At 58.0% G+C, this 15,812-nt stretch carries 15 protein-coding genes; 5 read left to right on the top strand and 10 right to left on the bottom strand.

Annotated elements, in window-relative coordinates; translation table 11 throughout:
• Positions 1-4 precede the first annotated feature (4 nt).
• Complete coding sequence (locus tag RA27_RS05275; RefSeq protein ID WP_039535588.1) at positions 5-1,213, top strand: beta-ketoacyl-[acyl-carrier-protein] synthase family protein; 1,209 nt, start codon at positions 5-7, stop codon at positions 1,211-1,213.
• Positions 1,214-1,268: 55 nt separating this feature from the next.
• Here the strand turns inward: RA27_RS05275 and RA27_RS05270 are convergent, their stop codons facing one another.
• Positions 1,269-1,868 carry an invasion associated locus B family protein gene (locus RA27_RS05270; protein WP_039535586.1) on the bottom strand — a complete coding sequence of 200 codons (600 nt, stop codon included), beginning with the start codon at positions 1,866-1,868 and terminating at the stop codon, positions 1,269-1,271.
• A gap of 441 nt (positions 1,869-2,309) precedes the next feature.
• Here RA27_RS05270 and RA27_RS05265 point away from each other — a divergent pair, with 441 nt between their 5' ends.
• Complete coding sequence (locus tag RA27_RS05265; protein WP_039535584.1) at positions 2,310-3,857, top strand: helicase HerA-like domain-containing protein; 1,548 nt, start codon at positions 2,310-2,312, stop codon at positions 3,855-3,857.
• Positions 3,858-3,898: 41 nt separating this feature from the next.
• On the opposite strand, the gene RA27_RS05260 is transcribed toward RA27_RS05265, so the two are convergent.
• The 7 genes from RA27_RS05260 to RA27_RS05230 all read right to left on the bottom strand — a co-directional run bounded on the left by RA27_RS05260 (position 3,899) and on the right by RA27_RS05230 (position 10,023).
• Positions 3,899-4,111: a hypothetical protein gene (locus RA27_RS05260; RefSeq protein WP_241484004.1), complete on the bottom strand. Its 213-nt coding sequence runs from the start codon at positions 4,109-4,111 to the stop codon at positions 3,899-3,901.
• 229 nt (positions 4,112-4,340) lie between these two features.
• On the bottom strand, positions 4,341-5,654 hold the full coding sequence (locus RA27_RS05255) for a branched-chain amino acid ABC transporter permease (RefSeq protein ID WP_039535581.1): 1,314 nt from the start codon (positions 5,652-5,654) through the stop codon (positions 4,341-4,343).
• Positions 5,651-6,661 (bottom strand): branched-chain amino acid ABC transporter permease, encoded by a 1,011-nt coding sequence (locus RA27_RS05250; protein WP_039535579.1) that lies wholly within the window; start codon positions 6,659-6,661, stop codon positions 5,651-5,653. The genes RA27_RS05255 and RA27_RS05250 overlap by 4 nt, the downstream gene beginning before the upstream one ends.
• Positions 6,661-7,095: a hypothetical protein gene (locus RA27_RS05245; RefSeq protein WP_039535577.1), complete on the bottom strand. Its 435-nt coding sequence runs from the start codon at positions 7,093-7,095 to the stop codon at positions 6,661-6,663. The genes RA27_RS05250 and RA27_RS05245 overlap by 1 nt, the downstream gene beginning before the upstream one ends.
• Position 7,096: 1 nt before the next feature.
• Positions 7,097-7,927 carry an ABC transporter ATP-binding protein gene (locus RA27_RS05240; RefSeq protein ID WP_082025027.1) on the bottom strand — a complete coding sequence of 277 codons (831 nt, stop codon included), beginning with the start codon at positions 7,925-7,927 and terminating at the stop codon, positions 7,097-7,099.
• Positions 7,924-8,712 (bottom strand): ABC transporter ATP-binding protein, encoded by a 789-nt coding sequence (locus RA27_RS05235; RefSeq protein WP_039535575.1) that lies wholly within the window; start codon positions 8,710-8,712, stop codon positions 7,924-7,926. Before RA27_RS05235 ends, RA27_RS05240 begins: the two co-directional genes overlap by 4 nt.
• A gap of 129 nt (positions 8,713-8,841) precedes the next feature.
• Positions 8,842-10,023 (bottom strand): ABC transporter substrate-binding protein, encoded by a 1,182-nt coding sequence (locus tag RA27_RS05230; protein WP_039535573.1) that lies wholly within the window; start codon positions 10,021-10,023, stop codon positions 8,842-8,844.
• A gap of 170 nt (positions 10,024-10,193) precedes the next feature.
• On the opposite strand from RA27_RS05230, the gene RA27_RS05225 reads away from it, so the two are divergent.
• Positions 10,194-11,291, top strand: a complete 1,098-nt coding sequence (locus tag RA27_RS05225) for a PQQ-dependent sugar dehydrogenase (protein ID WP_039537006.1) — start codon at positions 10,194-10,196, stop codon at positions 11,289-11,291.
• A 130-nt stretch (positions 11,292-11,421) separates the two neighbouring features.
• On the opposite strand, the gene RA27_RS05220 is transcribed toward RA27_RS05225, so the two are convergent.
• Positions 11,422-12,426, bottom strand: coding sequence for a GlxA family transcriptional regulator (locus RA27_RS05220; RefSeq protein WP_039535571.1), 1,005 nt, complete (start codon positions 12,424-12,426; stop codon positions 11,422-11,424).
• A gap of 169 nt (positions 12,427-12,595) precedes the next feature.
• On the opposite strand from RA27_RS05220, the gene RA27_RS05215 reads away from it, so the two are divergent.
• Positions 12,596-13,966: a 3-deoxy-7-phosphoheptulonate synthase class II gene (locus RA27_RS05215; protein WP_039535569.1), complete on the top strand. Its 1,371-nt coding sequence runs from the start codon at positions 12,596-12,598 to the stop codon at positions 13,964-13,966.
• Between the two features lie 50 nt (positions 13,967-14,016).
• Here the strand turns inward: RA27_RS05215 and RA27_RS05210 are convergent, their stop codons facing one another.
• Positions 14,017-14,688, bottom strand: coding sequence for a PAS domain-containing protein (locus RA27_RS05210; protein WP_039535567.1), 672 nt, complete (start codon positions 14,686-14,688; stop codon positions 14,017-14,019).
• Positions 14,689-14,920: 232 nt separating this feature from the next.
• Between RA27_RS05210 and RA27_RS05205 the strand changes: the two genes are divergently transcribed.
• Positions 14,921-15,811, top strand: coding sequence for a YicC/YloC family endoribonuclease (locus RA27_RS05205; protein WP_039535565.1), 891 nt, complete (start codon positions 14,921-14,923; stop codon positions 15,809-15,811).
• Position 15,812 lies beyond the last annotated feature (1 nt).

Below are 15,812 nucleotides of genomic sequence, written 5' to 3'. Positions count from 1 at the left end.
CGGTATGAAACGCGTCGTCATTACGGGTGCAGGCACCATCAACTCGTTGGGCCATTCGGTTCCTGATACTCTGGAGGCCATGCGCGAGGGACGTTGCGGCATCTCCGATCTGGAGTTCCGCGATGTCGATCGGCTGTCGATTAAGATCGGCGGCCAGGTGCGTGGGTTCGAGGCTGAGGGTCGTTTCAACCGCCAGCAGATGACATTGTATGACCGGTTCACCCAATTCACATTGACCGCTGCGAAAGAAGCGATTGATCAATCCGGCATCGTGTTCTCGGGCGATACGGCTGCCCGGTCGGGCGTTGTCCTGGGAACCGCCGGTGGCGGCGTTTCGACATGGGACGACAATTACCGCTCGGTCTACGAAGACGGCAAAAACCGGGTGCATCCGTTTGTCGTTCCCAAACTGATGAACAACGCGGCAGCCAGCCACGTCTCCATGGAACACAACCTCAAAGGTCCCAGCTTCACGGTTTCGACCGCGTGTGCCTCGTCGAACCACGCGATGGCACAGGCGTTTCAGCTGGTGCGAAGCGGGGCGGCTCCGGCCATGGTCACCGGTGGTTCAGAGTCGATGCTGTGCTTTGGTGGTGTCAAGGCCTGGGAAGGCTTGCGGGTCATGTCCAAAGATGCGTGCCGCCCGTTCAGCGCCAACCGAAATGGCATGGTGCAGGGCGAAGGTGCAGGTGTCTTTGTGTTCGAGGATTACGAACACGCCCGCGCGCGTGGGGCTGATATTCTGTGCGAGGTCGTGGGCTTTGCCATGTCATCGGATGCGGCGGACATCGTGATGCCCAGCAAACAGGGCGCATCGCGCGCCATGGCGGGGGCATTGTCGGATGCGCGGCTGAATGCGAGTGATGTTGGCTATATCAACGCGCACGGGACCGGCACGGCGGCCAATGACAAAACCGAATGCGCTGCGGTCGCCGATGTGTTCGGCCCACATGCGGATGATCTGATGATTTCGTCGACCAAATCGATGCACGGCCATCTGATTGGCGGTACCGGTGCGGTGGAATTGTTGGCCTGTATCATGGCGTTGCGTGACGGCGTCATTGCTCCGACCATTGGATACGAAGAACCCGACCCGGAATGTGCGTTGGATGTCGTGCCGAACGAGGCGCGCGAGGCGAGTGTTGATGTCGCTCTCAGCAATGCCTTTGCGTTTGGCGGGCTGAACGCAGTTCTGGCGTTGAAGCGGATTTGAAATGAATAAAGCCGCCGCTATCTCGCGGCGGCTTTATTATTGGATATTTCGTCTCTTAGTTTGCGGAAGCGGTCAGCCCGTCAAAGCCAGCCGTAAAGCCACCCAGTGACATGTCCATGTTCAGAATTTGATCTGGCAAGCGCGCGGGAACCAGAGACATCACCGCTTTTTGGCCTGATTTCATCGCGTCGACATCGCCTTGCGTCAAACCCAGTTGCGCCACACACCCGACCGGAATGCAGTGGTGATAGTTGTACAACTTGCGAGGCGCACCGTCGATTGACATAGCCAGCTGCGCTTGCAGCAGTGTTTCAAGCGGAACAATGACATTCGCCCAGGCAACCGCGGCACCGCCTTCGGGCAGCTTCCCGATCGAGATTTCGGCAATCGGATCACCTTGCGGGTTGCTCAGGACCTGAACCATCGCGCAAGGGTCTTCGCCACCCTCGGTCTTGATGCAGGAAATGTTCCAGTCGCCGGTTTGTTCTTTAACGTATTGCTCGCCAACCCGAGGACCTGACTGACCGAGATCCAGGTCACTGCCGACTTCGGCCTCAGCGCCGGTTTCTGGTTCTTCTGTGGCCTCTTGCGCAATGGCCGTGCCGCACAACAGTGCTGCGGCCACCATATTAAGGGGGACAAGTTTCCTGATCATGAATGCCTCATATAGCTGATCCAGTTTTTTGTTTCATCTATCACTGCAAATCGGTGGTGTCAGGGTAAAACCGAATACCAGTCCGGGAATTGATCAATTTTTGCCGAAATGTGCAGAGCACACTACCATCTGCAACGAAAAAGGGAGCCGGTGGAGCGGCTCCCTTAATGAATTTTTTCTCCCCGTCGGACTGGCCGACTTAGTTATGCGCAGACGTTACGAAAGGGGAACCTTGTGGTCAACTCCTAACCCGAAAAAATTGAACTGGGCCTTTTAGGTTTTTATCGTATTGCGAAAAAAGCCGTGCCCGAAGGCACGGCCAGTCGACAGGGAGGAAGATTGCCACCGCAGCCAGACCGCGATGGGCAACATTTACTCTCGCAGCGAAAGGTTAACTTTGTATGCTTGCAGCAGATCGGTAGAATTTGGGACAGATTTTCAATGAACAACAAGATCTTCATAGGCGGCGGTGGCGAAGACTACTCGGTGGCGCAGGGGCTGTCGCTGAAATATGCTAACCGTCACGGCCTGATTGCGGGCGCGACCGGCACGGGCAAAACGGTAACGCTGCAAATACTGGCCGAAGGGTTCTCGCAAGCCGGTGTTCCCGTGTTTCTGGCGGATGTCAAAGGCGATCTGTCCGGTTTGGCGATGCCCGGAAGCGAAGCACACAAATTGCATCAGGCCTTTACTGAACGCGCGGCGAAGATCGGCTTCGATGCTTTTTCGTACGCTGCGTGTCCGGTCACGTTCTGGGATCTGTTCGGTGATCAGGGTCATCCCGTTCGCACAACCGTAACCGAGATGGGGCCGTTGCTGCTTTCGCGTCTGATGGAGTTAAGCGAGGCACAGGAAGGCATTCTGAACATTGCCTTCCGGGTGGCCGATGAAGAGGGGATGCCGCTGCTTGACCTGAAGGACCTGCAGGCGTTGCTGGTCTGGATCGGCGAGAATCGAGCGCAGTTGTCGCTCCGCTACGGCAATGTCTCGACGTCATCGATCGGTGCGATTCAACGGCGTTTGCTGGTGTTGGAGAACCAGGGCGGTACCAACCTGTTTGGTGAGCCTGCGCTGGACCTGGTCGATCTGATGCGGACGGATGCGAACGGGCAGGGTGTGGTGAACATTCTGGCTTCGGACAAGCTGATGGGGTCTCCGCGTCTTTATGCAACCTTCCTGCTTTGGCTGCTCAGTGAACTGTTCGAGGAATTGCCCGAGGTCGGTGACCCTGAGAAGCCCAAACTGGTGTTCTTCTTTGATGAGGCGCATTTGCTGTTCGACGACGCGCCCAAAGTGTTGGTGGATAAGGTCGAACAGGTGGCGCGGCTTATCCGGTCGAAAGGTGTGGGAGTTTACTTCATTACCCAGAACCCGGCAGACATCCCCGAGGATATCCTTGGTCAGTTGGGCAATCGGGTCCAACATGCGCTGCGGGCGTTTACGGCGCGCGACCGCAAGAACCTTCGCCTCGCCGCCGAGACTTACCGGGAAAACCCTGCCTTCGAGACGGAGACCGCCATTCGAGAAGTGGGTGTGGGTGAAGCCGTGACCTCGATGCTGCAAAAGAAGGGTATGCCGGGCATCGTAGAGCGTACACTAATCCGGCCACCGGGTTCGCAACTCGGCCCGATCACAAAGTCTGAGCGTCAGGCTGTTATCGCCGCCTCGCCGATGGATACCAAGTATGGTACCCGAATTGACCGTAAGTCCGCCTTTGAAATCCTGCAGGCCCGCGCCGATGCGGCTGCCAGTGCCGCAGAACAGGTCGAATCCGATGAGGCGATGGAGCAGCAGAGCCCGATGGAGCGTGAATACGCCTCTGCCCGCAGATACTCGGGCAGCCGCGTTGGGCGCTCATCCTCTCGGATCTCGCGTAAAAAGGACACCTTTGCCACCGCCATGAGCGAGGCCGTGATCAAAGAGTTAAAGGGAACAACCGGCCGCCGCATCGTGCGCGGCATTTTGGGCGGATTGTTCCGTAATCGCTGAAACAAGACGCGGCGCGCGCCCGGAAGCGTGCGCCGCTCCGATCACTTGTTCAGACGGCGCAAACCTTCCTGCTTGCAATAGTTGTCCGCCTCGGCGACCGACATCTTGGTTGCCGGGAAGTCAATTGCCCGATCCCAGTACACGCGGTTCTGAGTGTACAGTTGGCAGGTTACGACACCCTTGGGCGTTTGCACCTTAACAGGGGTGGTTTCCAGTTCCTCGGGCGTTGGAATGCACGCGGATAGTGTCACCATCAGCGGAACTGCGACTGCAAAAAATCTGAGTGGTTTTTTCATTGCGATTACGATGCTCTCATCCTGATAAACTGTAAGATCGTTAAAAACCCCGCACCGAACTTGCGCGGGGCCAGACACGGTCGCGATGTGGTGGATCGCGGTACACCGGTTTAGACCCTTCTGACCTTCCGCACAATAAACCGCACCGATTAACGGCGGGTTAGGGGAATTTCTTACGAAAATCTGCTTATTTCTCGGGGATCAGCCCTCTTGGACTGAATCTGAGAACAATCAGCAGAATCAGCCCCATGGTAAACAGCCGCATATGGGCCGCACTTTCGATCAGATGCACTTTGAGCGCGCTGCCATCCGGCATCCCCGAGGTGATCAGGTTCATCAGCCACAGGCCCATGGGTTCAACCTGGACCCAAAGGAACCAGATCAGGAACGCGCCCAGAACGGCCCCGAAATTGTTGCCCGACCCGCCAACAATCACCATCACCCAGACAAGGAAGGTGAAGCGCAAGGGATTGTACGTGCCCGGCGTCAGCTGTCCGTCCAAAGTGGTCATCATTGCGCCCGCAATACCGCAGACAGCCGAACCCAGCACGAAGATCTGCAGGTGACGGCGAGTGACATCCTTGCCCATTGCCTCTGCGGCCACTTCGTTGTCACGGATGGCCCGCATCATGCGGCCCCACGGGCTTTTCAAAGCCATCTGCGCCATCCACAGAAGTACCAACAGCACGATCAGGAACAGCAGCGAGTAGCCCAGCTTGACCGACAATGTCGACGCCGTGACCGGGTCCAGCCCAAACCACTCGGCCCGAGCGAGGAATGAGGGGTCTTGCTGCAGCTCTACTTCGTACCCGACCACTGGGGACGGGCGCGGAAGGCCGTAGACATTCTTGACCCCACGGGCGAGCCAGTCTTCGTTTTTCATGACCGCAATAATGATCTCGGCGATCCCCAGCGTTGCAATCGCCAGATAATCTGACCGTAGGCCCAATGCGGTCTTGCCGATCAACCAGGCGGCACCGGCTGCCAGCAATCCGCCCGCTGGCCAGGCGAACAGAACCGGCAGGTTCAGGCCACCTATATTGCCTGCGACAGCGGGATCAATCGCTTCAATTGCAGCAATATTGGGATCGAAGATCGCGCGGTAAACAAAAAAGCCGATGACCAAAATGGCAATAATCGTCAGCGTCCGCGCACGTCCCTTGGGCATTTTCTGCGCGACCATAACAGCCGCTACAACCGTCGCGGCCCCCAAAAGCAGCGCGAGTACGACGCCATAGCCGCCAGCCGACCATGCTCCGGGGGTTGGCGGGGTTGAAACAAGCACAACTGCAAGCCCACCCAGCGCAACAAAGCCCATGACACCCACGTTAAACAGGCCCGCAAAGCCCCATTGCAGGTTCACCCCAATGGACATGATGGCCGAGATCAGCCCCATGTTCAGGATCAGGATCGCCGCGTTCCAACTTTGCGTGAACCCGGTCAGCAGGATGAGGGCGCCGACGACTACGAATAGCAGAGTGTTTTTGAGGGGCTCGCTCATATCACTTTTCCTTTGAACAAGCCTGTGGGCTTAAACAGCAGCACGATCAGCAAGATGGCAAAACTGACGGCGAATTTGTAATCGGTGGACAGGAACTGCACCAATCCTGACGGTTCAAGGCTTTCTGGTGCCAGATAGGTCAGCACCTTCTTCCACGCATACGTGATCGTCACTTCGGAGAAGGCGATGATGAACCCACCCGCGATGGCACCCAGAGGATTGCCCAGACCGCCTACGATGGCCGAGGCAAAGATTGGCAGCAGAAGCTGGAAATAGACGAACGGTTTAAAGCTTTTGTCGAGGCCGTAAAGTACACCCGCAGTGGTCGCCAAGGCGGCAACGATGATCCAAGTGATCATCACCACCCGTTCGGGGTTGATGCCGGACAGCAGCGCCAGGTCCTCGTTATCTGAATAGGCGCGCATCGACTTTCCGGTACGGGTCTTGTTGAGGAACCAGAACAGGGCGGCAACGGCTACCACAGCGACAACAACTGTAATGGCTTGCGAGGTCTTGATCGCAAGCCCCTCATTCAGCCCAGTCCAAGCCTTGAAATCCCTCGCTTTGATCAGGAACCGCGCGCCGTCCGAAAACCTCTGGTCATCCGGTCCGATAATGAAGCGCACCAGCCCGTTCATGATGAACATTACGCCCATCGACACGATCACCAGAATGACCGGTTTGGCCTTTTGTTCCCGGTAAAACCTGTAAACCAGCCGGTCGGTGATCAGCACCAGCACAATACAGCCCAGAATGGCAAAGGGCAGGGCGAGCAAGGCGGTCGGCAGCGGCCCGAAACTGACCCCGGCGGCCTGCATGGCCCACGTGACCAGCACGGCAATCATCGCGCCAAAGGCCATCGTATCACCATGCGCAAAGTTCGAGAACCGCAGGATGCCATAGATCAGCGTCACCCCCAAAGCGCCCAGCGCCAACTGGCTGCCATAGGCGATTGCGGGAACAAGGACGAAGTTGGAGAGCGCCACAAGGGCGTTGAGGAAGTCCATTAAAACTCCTGCTCGCAATCACCTTCAAATACGCGACGCGCATTGAAGGTCTCTGAGTAATCGACATATTTCTGCGGAACGACGACGAGCGTAGCCGTCAGCGTTGATGGTGGTGTTCGTACGAAGTATACAATCGAGTTGCTATTCTCTTTCTTTTGAGACGCAATCATCAATGAGTTGTTAGATGTAACAACATACTCTGTTCCCGTCGAAAGGCGTAACTTGGAAGTCGTTTCACCGGCCGCAGAGGTGCCATCAATTGTAAATTCCCCGAAATTACTTCGAACTTGATTGGGTGGATTGCCATCGAACTCGATATCGAATGTTGGACCCACGCACTCTTCTTCGCGCTCACAGACTTCACTTAGAAAGCAAACTTCGGCATCAGCGGCACCGGTTAGCGAGGCAATAATCAGTGGTACAGATACCTTCACGCTATCCCCCCAAGAAACTCTTGCGCACTTCGGGGTCGGCCAGCAGTTCCTTGCCCGTGCCAGTATAGGCGTTCCGCCCCTGCACCAGCACATATCCCTTGTCCGCTATCTCCAGCGCCTGACGGGCGTTTTGTTCGACCATCAGGATCGGCAACCCGGTGCGCGACACCTCGATGATCCGGTCGAACAACTCATCCATCACGATGGGTGAGACACCAGCGGTGGGCTCATCCAGCATCAGCACCTTGGGCTGGGTCATCAGCGCGCGGCCCACGGCGACCTGTTGGCGTTGTCCACCCGACAGCTCTCCGGCGGCCTGATTGCGTTTGTCGCGCAGGATCGGGAACAGGTCATAGACCTGCTCCATCGTGTCCGAGAAATCGTCGCGGCGGATGAAGGCGCCCATCTCGAGATTTTCTTCGACAGTCATCGACGTGAAGATGTTCGAGGTTTGCGGCACAAAGCCCATGCCGCGCACCACGCGGTCTTGCGGGCTGAGATTGGTGATGTCTTCGCCATCCAGTCGAACAGACCCTTGGCGCACGTCCAGCATACCGAACACTGCCTTCATGGCGGTCGATTTCCCCGCGCCGTTGGGGCCGACGATGACCGCAATCTCACCTTTGTCGACGGCAATGGTGCAGTCGTGCAGAATGTCTGGTCCTTTGCCGTACCCACCGGTCATGGTGTCGCCGATCAGGAAGGGGCCGCCGCCGACATAGTGTGTCTCACCGCTGACGCGATGCGCCGGGGACATGCTTCCCTGACCATCGGGGTTGCCGATCGAGGCATCGTTGTTGCCGTGATCGTCCTGGTAGGGGTTGTCGCTCATGCGCCCGCCTCCAGCTTGTCTTTGTTTTTCAGGCCGGTGCCCAGATAGGCTTCGATCACGTGCTCATTGGCCTTGATCTCGTCCAGAGTACCTTCGGCCAGCACCTTGCCCTCGGCCATACAGATGACCGGGTCGCAGATCTTGCCGATGAAATCCATGTCGTGCTCGATGACCACAAACGTATATCCGCGTTCCTTGTTCAGGCGCAGGATTGTGTCTGCGATGGTCATCAGCAAGGTCCGGTTCACGCCCGCACCGACCTCGTCCAGAAACACGATCTTGGCGTCGACCATCATGGTGCGGCCAAGTTCCAGCAGTTTCTTCTGCCCGCCGGAAACCTGGCCCGCTTTGTGGTCGGCCAGATGCTCGATGGTCAGGAACTCCAGCACCTCATCGGCCTTGGCGCGCAGGGCGCGTTCTTCATCTGCGATGCGTTTGCGCCCGAACCATGTGTTCCACAGCGCTTCACCCGATTGCGCGCCGGGCACCATCATCAGGTTCTCGCGGCAGGACATCGAGGAAAACTCATGCGCGATCTGGAAAGTGCGCAGCAGGCCCTTGTGAAACAGCTCATGCGGAGGCAGGCCGGTGATATCCTCACCATCCATGAACACCTTGCCGCTGGTCGGTGGAAGAACACCCGCGATCACATTGAACAGAGTGGTTTTTCCGGCCCCGTTGGGACCGATCAGGCCGGTGATGGACCCTTTTTGGATTTCCAGCGATGCCCCGTCCACCGCATGAAACCCGCCGAAATGCTTGTGCACGTCTTCGACGACGATCATCTTTTCCCCTTGCCGCCCTGTTCGGCGTTCTTGTTGTCACATCCCCTTAAGGGAGGTGCGGCCTTTTGTCATTGAAACAGCCCGGACACAAGGCCCGGGCTGCTTGATTTTGTGGCTGTTAAGTCCGGATCAACGGAAGTTGACGGTCTTGTTCTCGCCGTCGGTGACTTCAATCTCGCGATACGAGCCCGCGCTTTCGCCGGGGCCGATCAGTTCAACGCCCGAGGCGCCGACATAGTCGATGTCCTGACCAGCGGCCAGCAGTTCCAGACCCTTGGCGAGTTCTCCGGGATAGATTTTCTCACCCGGGGCGTTGGCGACGTCCATGATCTTGGCGCCGTACTCTGCCGGAGCGGTCGAACCAGCGGCCTGCATGGCCAGCATGAACAGCGCTGCGGCGTCGTAGGATTCAGGCGAATAGGGTGACGAGCCGTCGAAACCGGCGGCTTCGGCCATGGCAAAGTACTTCTCGGCACCTTCTCCACCCGAACCGGCGATCTGACCGAACGAGCCATTCAGGTCAGGGCCGACATTTTCGGGCAGCGAGTCACCGATCATACCGCCGGGCAGACCGAACGTGTCAAACGCTCCGCTGTCCAAAGCCGACTGGATGATGCCGAGACCGCCCTGGTCCAGATAGCCTGCAACGACCAGAATGTCGCCACCGGCCGAGGCCAGCGCGCCAACTTCGGCCGAATAGTCGGCTTTGCCGTCTTCGTGTGCGGCAACGATGGTCACTTCGCCGCCGGCTGCCTCAAACGAGGACTGGATCGCATCCGCCAGACCCTTGCCGTAGTCGTTGTTTGTGTATGTCAGAGCGATAGAATTGATACCGCGATCTTTCAGGATGTCTGCCATCACCTGACCTTCACGTGCATCCGACGGCGCGGTGCGGAAGAACAGGCCGTTATCTTCCATGGTCGACAGGCCGGGCGACGTGGCTGACGGTGAAATCATAACCATGCCGTTCGGGATCGCAACGTTCTGCAGGATCGCGCCGGTCACGCCCGAGCAATCCCCGCCGACAATGCCTGCAACGCCATCCGCGATCATGCGCTCGCCGTTCGACGTGGCCAGACCGTTGTCGATGCAGCCGGTGTCGGCGCGTGTTCCGGTGACAGCTACACCATCCAGCAACTTGCCGGATTCAGTGACCTCGGCCATCGCCATCTCGGCACCCGATCCCATCGCCGGTGCCAATGATTCAATCGGGCCGGTAAAGCCGAACAGAACACCAAGCTTGACATCGTCGGCCATCGCGGTGCCGGCCAGCAAAGCGGTTGCTGCGGTTGCGGTAAGCAGCTTTTTCATTAGGTTACTCCCTATTATTGTATGAACGTCTTTGTTCTGCGCACGACCCTAGGCAAGCTGTTCGGAAAAGAAAAGTCCTAACAAAAGTGCTTTTGCGCGCAGCGGAACTATCTGATCTGTTGGACATATTGCGTTCCGGGGCGGCATTACATCGGGAGGTGCTGATAGTTATGGTCAGAGTTTTTGCGATTCTCATCCTGTCCTGCTTGCCGATCGTAAGCTGGGCGGATGTGCTCGAGACGTCGGCAGGTCCGGTTCAGGTCACTCAGATGGTTAAAGGTCTGGATACGCCATGGGCCGTCGGCATCCTTCCAGACGGAAATTTTGTCGTGACGGAACGCGATGGTGAGCTTTTGTTCATCGACGGCAATGACGCGGAACGCGTCAGGGGTGTGCCAAAAGTGGCTGCAAACGGGCAGGGTGGGTTGCTTGATGTGACCATCGCACGGGATTTCAACCAAACCCGAGAGCTTTTTCTGACCTTCGCCAAACCGCAAAGGGGTGGGGCAGGTACGGCGGTAGCTGTTGCGCGCCTGTCGGAAAACGGAGATCGCCTGACCAACCTGCGTGTGATCTTCGAGGCTGTGCCGGGCGGGTCCGGCGGGCGGCATTTTGGGTCTCGGGTCGTTGAGGCCAATGATGGCACATTATTTGTCACCATTGGTGATCGGGGAGACCGGCCAGCGGCGCAGGATCGGTCGAACCACATGGGAACGGTGCTTAGGATCAACCGTGACGGCTCGGTCCCGACGGATAATCCTTTCATCGGAAAGGGTGATATTCGACCCGAGATCTGGTCATTCGGCCACCGCAACCCGCAAGGGGCCGGTTTGGACCCGCAAGGTCGGTTATGGGTGTCCGAACATGGGGCCAAAGGTGGGGATGAGGTCAACCTGATCCGCCCTGGTGCCAACTATGGCTGGCCGGTGATTTCCTATGGCGTGCATTATTCGGGTCAGAAAATCGGCGAAGGCACCACGAAGCCCGGAATGGAACAGCCTATGCACTATTGGGACCCGTCTATCGCGCCCTCGGGGCTGATGGTCTACTCGGGCAAGCTGTGGCCAGAATGGAAAGGAAACCTGTTCGTTGGCTCGCTGAAGTTCGACTATATCGCGCGACTGTCCGGTAGGCCGCTGCGCGAGGTTGAACAGATCAAAGGCCCCGAGACCGAACGCGTTCGCGATATTGTCGAAGCACCGGACGGGTCAATCTGGTTCATTTCTGTCGGGCAGGGGGCGGTTTACCGGATGTCACCGCTGAAATAGCGCCGCGTTGCGCCGGGTTAAAATGGGGCCTCGCTGATATGTAGACGCCGATTTCAGAGGCGCGCATTCTCAATCCCGGGTTCCGGCTCGTTGAATGCGATGACCTGATCGAGCCTCGGCAGATCTGGTCCTAAACCGATAGCCGTCCGCTCTGCGCTCCTCGTTCGCGATAAGGTGTCGTGTTGTAATGGGCCCGGTAACATTTCGAGAAATGAGAAGGGCTGGCAAAGCCACAGGCCAGCGCCACATTGATCACGCTCATGTCAGTCTGCATCAGCAGGTTGCGTGCTTTGTGCAGGCGCAACTCCATGTAATAGCGCTTGGGCGAGCGGCTGAGATAGCGGCGGAACAATCGCTCCAACTGGCGCGTGGACATGCCCACATCCTTGGCCAGAATAGAAGGCGAGATCGGCTCTTCTATGTTCTTTTCCATCATCAGGATGACCTGGCTGAGCTTGGGATGCCGCACACCGATCCGCGTCGGGGTCGACAGGCGCTGCGTATCCTGATCGGTGCGAATCGAGGAATAGATCATCTGATCCGCAACCGCGTTGGCGAGGTCTTCCCCATAATCCTCGGCAATGATCTTGAGCATCAGGTCGATCGACGATGTTCCACCTGCCGTGGTCATCCGGTTGCCGTCGACCTGAAACACCGATTTGGTCAGTTCGACCGTGTCAAACTCTTCCGCGAAACTGTCCGAGTTTTCCCAATGGATAGTTGCGCGCTTGCCTTCCAGCAATCCGGCCTTGGCCAACGTATAGGCAGCAGTGCACAACCCACCAATCCTGACCCCCTTGCGGGCTTCGCGGCGCAGCCAGTTCAGGATGCGTTTGGTGGTCGCCGCCTGAACGTCGACACCACCGCAGACCAGAATGACCTCGTCGCGTTGCAGTTCGGAAAGATCGCTATCCAGATTGAAGCTGGTTCCGGCTGAACAGGTCACCGTTTCGCCGCCCTCGCCCGACAGGGTCCAGGTATAGAGGTCCCGGTTGGCCATACGGTTGGCGATGCGCAGGCTGTCCAGCGCCGAAGCGAAAGACAACAACGAGAACTTGTCCAGTAGCACAAATACAAAATTGAGCGGCTTGCCCGTGCTATTATCCACGGTGACAACTTGGCGTTGCTCTTGCATGGCGAACTGTCCTTGATTCGGTGCACACCGGGTTTTCTACGGTGGCGGGTATGCTAGTCAACATGCTCAAAGCTTGTTTGCGGCGTCAAGGGGCGCAAAAGGGATATGGCCTCTCATCCATGCATTTTGTATAGAGACCACCTGAAATACCTCAGCGGAGATCAAAGCTATGACCGAATGGCAAAAAACGAACTGGCGCAACAAGCCCCGGGTTCAGATGCCAGACTATACCGACGCGGCCGCGCTGGCCAAAGTCGAGGCGCAGCTTTCGCAGTATCCACCGCTGGTCTTTGCGGGCGAAGCGCGACGGCTGAAACACCATCTTGGGGCCGCAGGCCGGGGCGAGGCGTTCCTGTTGCAAGGCGGGGATTGTGCTGAAAGCTTTGAACAATTCAGCGCGGATGCGATCCGTGACACGTTCAAGGTGATGCTGCAGATGGCGATGGTCCTGACCTATGGCGCCAAGGTGCCGGTGGTCAAAGTCGGCCGCATGGCTGGCCAGTTCGCCAAACCGCGCAGCGCGCCGACCGAAATGGTGGATGGCGTGGAACTGCCCAGCTACCGTGGTGACATCATCAACGAGCTGGACTTCACCCCCGAGGCACGCATCCCGAATCCCGGAAAGATGCTCCAGGCATATACACAGGCGGCGGCAACGTTGAACCTGTTGCGCGCCTTCTCGACCGGCGGTTTCGCGGATATGAGCCACGTGCATTCCTGGACTCTGGGTTTTGCCGATGGGCAGGACGTTCAGAAGTATTCGGAGATTGCAGACCGCATTCAAGACTCGATCGATTTCATGGGGGCCGCCGGGATCACGGCGGATACCACCCACGAATTCTCATCGGTCGAGTTCTACACCAGCCACGAGGGCCTGCTGCTTGAATATGAAGAGGCGCTGACGCGTCTTGATTCGACCTCGGGCAACTGGCTGGCAGGTTCCGGGCACATGATCTGGATCGGCGATCGCACCCGCCAGCCGGACGGTGCGCATGTCGAGTTCTGTCGTGGTGTTCTGAACCCTATCGGTCTGAAATGCGGTCCGACAACCAGCGCCGAAGACCTCAAGGTTCTGATGTCCAAGTTGAACCCCGAAAACGAAGAGGGGCGCTTGACCCTGATCGCGCGCTTTGGTGCGGGCAAGGCGGGAGAGCATCTGCCGCGTCTGGTGAAAGCCGTGAAAGAAGAAGGTGCCAAAGTCACCTGGGTCTGCGACCCGATGCACGGCAACACGATAAAATCGGCCACGGGTTACAAGACCCGGCCGTTTGATTCCGTGCTGCGCGAGGTGCGCGACTTCTTTGGTGTGCATCAGGCCGAGGGTACGATCCCCGGCGGTGTGCATTTCGAGATGACCGGTCTGGACGTCACCGAATGCACCGGCGGTGTCCGCGCCGTGACCGAGGAAGATCTTTCGGATCGGTATCACACCGCCTGTGATCCGCGCTTGAACGCGTCGCAATCGCTCGAGCTGGCCTTCCTCGTCGCGGAGGAACTGACCAACCTGCGCCGCGACCGGGGCAAGCGCGCCGCAAGCTGAATTCGCAATCTTTCGATGATAAGAACGGCGGGCCCTGGGTCCGCCGTTTTTTAGTCGTCGCGCGATGAGACCAGCCTGAGGTGCGGCGCCGCTTTGAATGCGGTCTGGTCCTCGGCAAATCCCTCTTCGCGCTGTACGACGGGCTTTGGCGGCTGCTGCAGTTCGGATATCATGTTCACACGGCGATCCGACAGGATGAACCGACGCGGTGTCACGCCAATGGTCCCGTCGCTGACCATGACCCCAAGAACGCGGCTGACATCGCCCAGATCGCTTTTGAGCGGCAGCAGGATCATGCGCGCTTGCAGACTGACCCGGCCAAGTTTGCCTTTTGAAAGCAGGTCCAGTTCAGCGACCGCGGGGCCGGTGAAGACCTGATCCAAAACCGATTTGACATCGTCGCGGGCGCTGGGTTCGAAAAATGCGGTCAAAGGCATACCGCGGACTTCCATACCCGCCAGATTGTTCAGATGGCTTCCGGCCAGCCGAAACCGGGCCAGACCCGGCGCGATACGTTCCAGAATGAAGGTGTATTCAAGAATATTCTCAAGCCCGCGCGGATCGATCTGCGCCCGCATCGGAACGCCGTCACCGGTCAGAAGCGCGGTCCAATAGGCCTCGGCCTGACGGATAGGAGAGAGGCTTCGCCCGCTGTCAAATCGATCCATTGCGACGATCTTTCCAAATTCTGAGCCGGAACCAGTCCCGAAAAAGGTTTTCATTTCATCACCCTACCGTCAATCACACGAGATTTATCTAAAATACCCTCTATCGGGCAAAGCGGCGATCCACCAGCTTATCTGGCCGTCAGATTGACACGGGTTAATACAATTTTGGAGCAATTCTTTAACGAATGGTTAACCTCTTGGCATTGCCCCGGGAATGAGCAAGGTCTTGCCCCTTGCTTGCCAATGGCATTAGGTGCGACGAGCGAATTTGACGGAAAGGGCAGGCATGATCAAATCCATGACCGGTTTCGCCTCGGGCAAGGGGGCGTTCGGGCCGCACAGCTGGACGTGGGAGGTGCGCAGCGTAAACGGCAAGGGGCTGGATTTGCGTCTGCGATTGCCCGACTGGCTTACCGGGCTTGAGACTGCGCTGCGAAGCGATCTGTCAAAACAGGTCAGCCGGGGTAATGTCACGCTGTCCCTTCGCCTGAGCCGCGAGGAAACGGCTGCGGATATTCAGTTGAACACCCCGGCGATGGAGGCCGCGCTGGATGCGCTGGCCCAGACCGAAGCACTGGCCGGTGCACGCGGGGTGTTGTTGGCGCCGTCCAGGGCCAGCGATTTGCTCGCCTTGAAGGGCATGATGGAGGCCGGGAGCGACTCGGACGATCCAGCCCCGCTTGTGGAACAGCTGAAATCTGAATTCGGCGGTTTGCTGGCTGCGTTTCTTGAGATGCGCAGTGCTGAGGGCGATGCGCTGGCGGGCATTCTTGGCGGGCAACTGGAGCAAATCGCAAAGCTGACGGATCAGGCCGCCGCACTGGCCGAGCGCCGTCGGGGCGAAATGGAGCAAAGCTTGCGTGACAATCTGGCGCGCGTTCTCGACAATGCGCAAGGCGCAGACCCTGAACGGGTCGCGCAGGAACTGGCGCTGATTGCAGTCAAGGCGGATATCACCGAAGAAATCGACCGGTTGAAGGCACATGTCACAGCCGCGCGTGGTTTGCTGACACAAGACGGCCCGGTCGGGCGCAAGCTGGATTTTCTGATGCAGGAGTTCAATCGCGAAACCAACACGCTCTGCTCGAAATCGCAAAATGCCGAGCTGACAGCGGTTGGACTTGAGCTGAAGGCTGTTATCGACCAGATGCGCGAGCAAGTACAGAACGTGGAATAAG

The organism is Ruegeria sp. ANG-R (assembly GCF_000813985.1).
Taxonomy (GTDB): domain Bacteria; phylum Pseudomonadota; class Alphaproteobacteria; order Rhodobacterales; family Rhodobacteraceae; genus Ruegeria.
This window is presented reverse-complemented; position numbering and strand designations above follow the sequence as displayed.

Coding starts and splice junctions, on each gene's coding strand:
- RA27_RS05275 (WP_039535588.1), top strand. CDS start 5: ATGAAACGCGTCGTCATTACGGGTGCAGGCACCATCAACTCGTTGGGC.
- RA27_RS05270 (WP_039535586.1), bottom strand. CDS start 1,868: ATGATCAGGAAACTTGTCCCCCTTAATATGGTGGCCGCAGCACTGTTG.
- RA27_RS05265 (WP_039535584.1), top strand. CDS start 2,310: ATGAACAACAAGATCTTCATAGGCGGCGGTGGCGAAGACTACTCGGTG.
- RA27_RS05260 (WP_241484004.1), bottom strand. CDS start 4,111: ATGGTGACACTATCCGCGTGCATTCCAACGCCCGAGGAACTGGAAACC.
- RA27_RS05255 (WP_039535581.1), bottom strand. CDS start 5,654: ATGAGCGAGCCCCTCAAAAACACTCTGCTATTCGTAGTCGTCGGCGCC.
- RA27_RS05250 (WP_039535579.1), bottom strand. CDS start 6,661: ATGGACTTCCTCAACGCCCTTGTGGCGCTCTCCAACTTCGTCCTTGTT.
- RA27_RS05240 (WP_082025027.1), bottom strand. CDS start 7,927: ATGAGCGACAACCCCTACCAGGACGATCACGGCAACAACGATGCCTCG.
- RA27_RS05235 (WP_039535575.1), bottom strand. CDS start 8,712: ATGATCGTCGTCGAAGACGTGCACAAGCATTTCGGCGGGTTTCATGCG.
- RA27_RS05230 (WP_039535573.1), bottom strand. CDS start 10,023: ATGAAAAAGCTGCTTACCGCAACCGCAGCAACCGCTTTGCTGGCCGGC.
- RA27_RS05225 (WP_039537006.1), top strand. CDS start 10,194: ATGGTCAGAGTTTTTGCGATTCTCATCCTGTCCTGCTTGCCGATCGTA.
- RA27_RS05220 (WP_039535571.1), bottom strand. CDS start 12,426: ATGCAAGAGCAACGCCAAGTTGTCACCGTGGATAATAGCACGGGCAAG.
- RA27_RS05215 (WP_039535569.1), top strand. CDS start 12,596: ATGACCGAATGGCAAAAAACGAACTGGCGCAACAAGCCCCGGGTTCAG.
- RA27_RS05210 (WP_039535567.1), bottom strand. CDS start 14,688: ATGAAAACCTTTTTCGGGACTGGTTCCGGCTCAGAATTTGGAAAGATC.
- RA27_RS05205 (WP_039535565.1), top strand. CDS start 14,921: ATGATCAAATCCATGACCGGTTTCGCCTCGGGCAAGGGGGCGTTCGGG.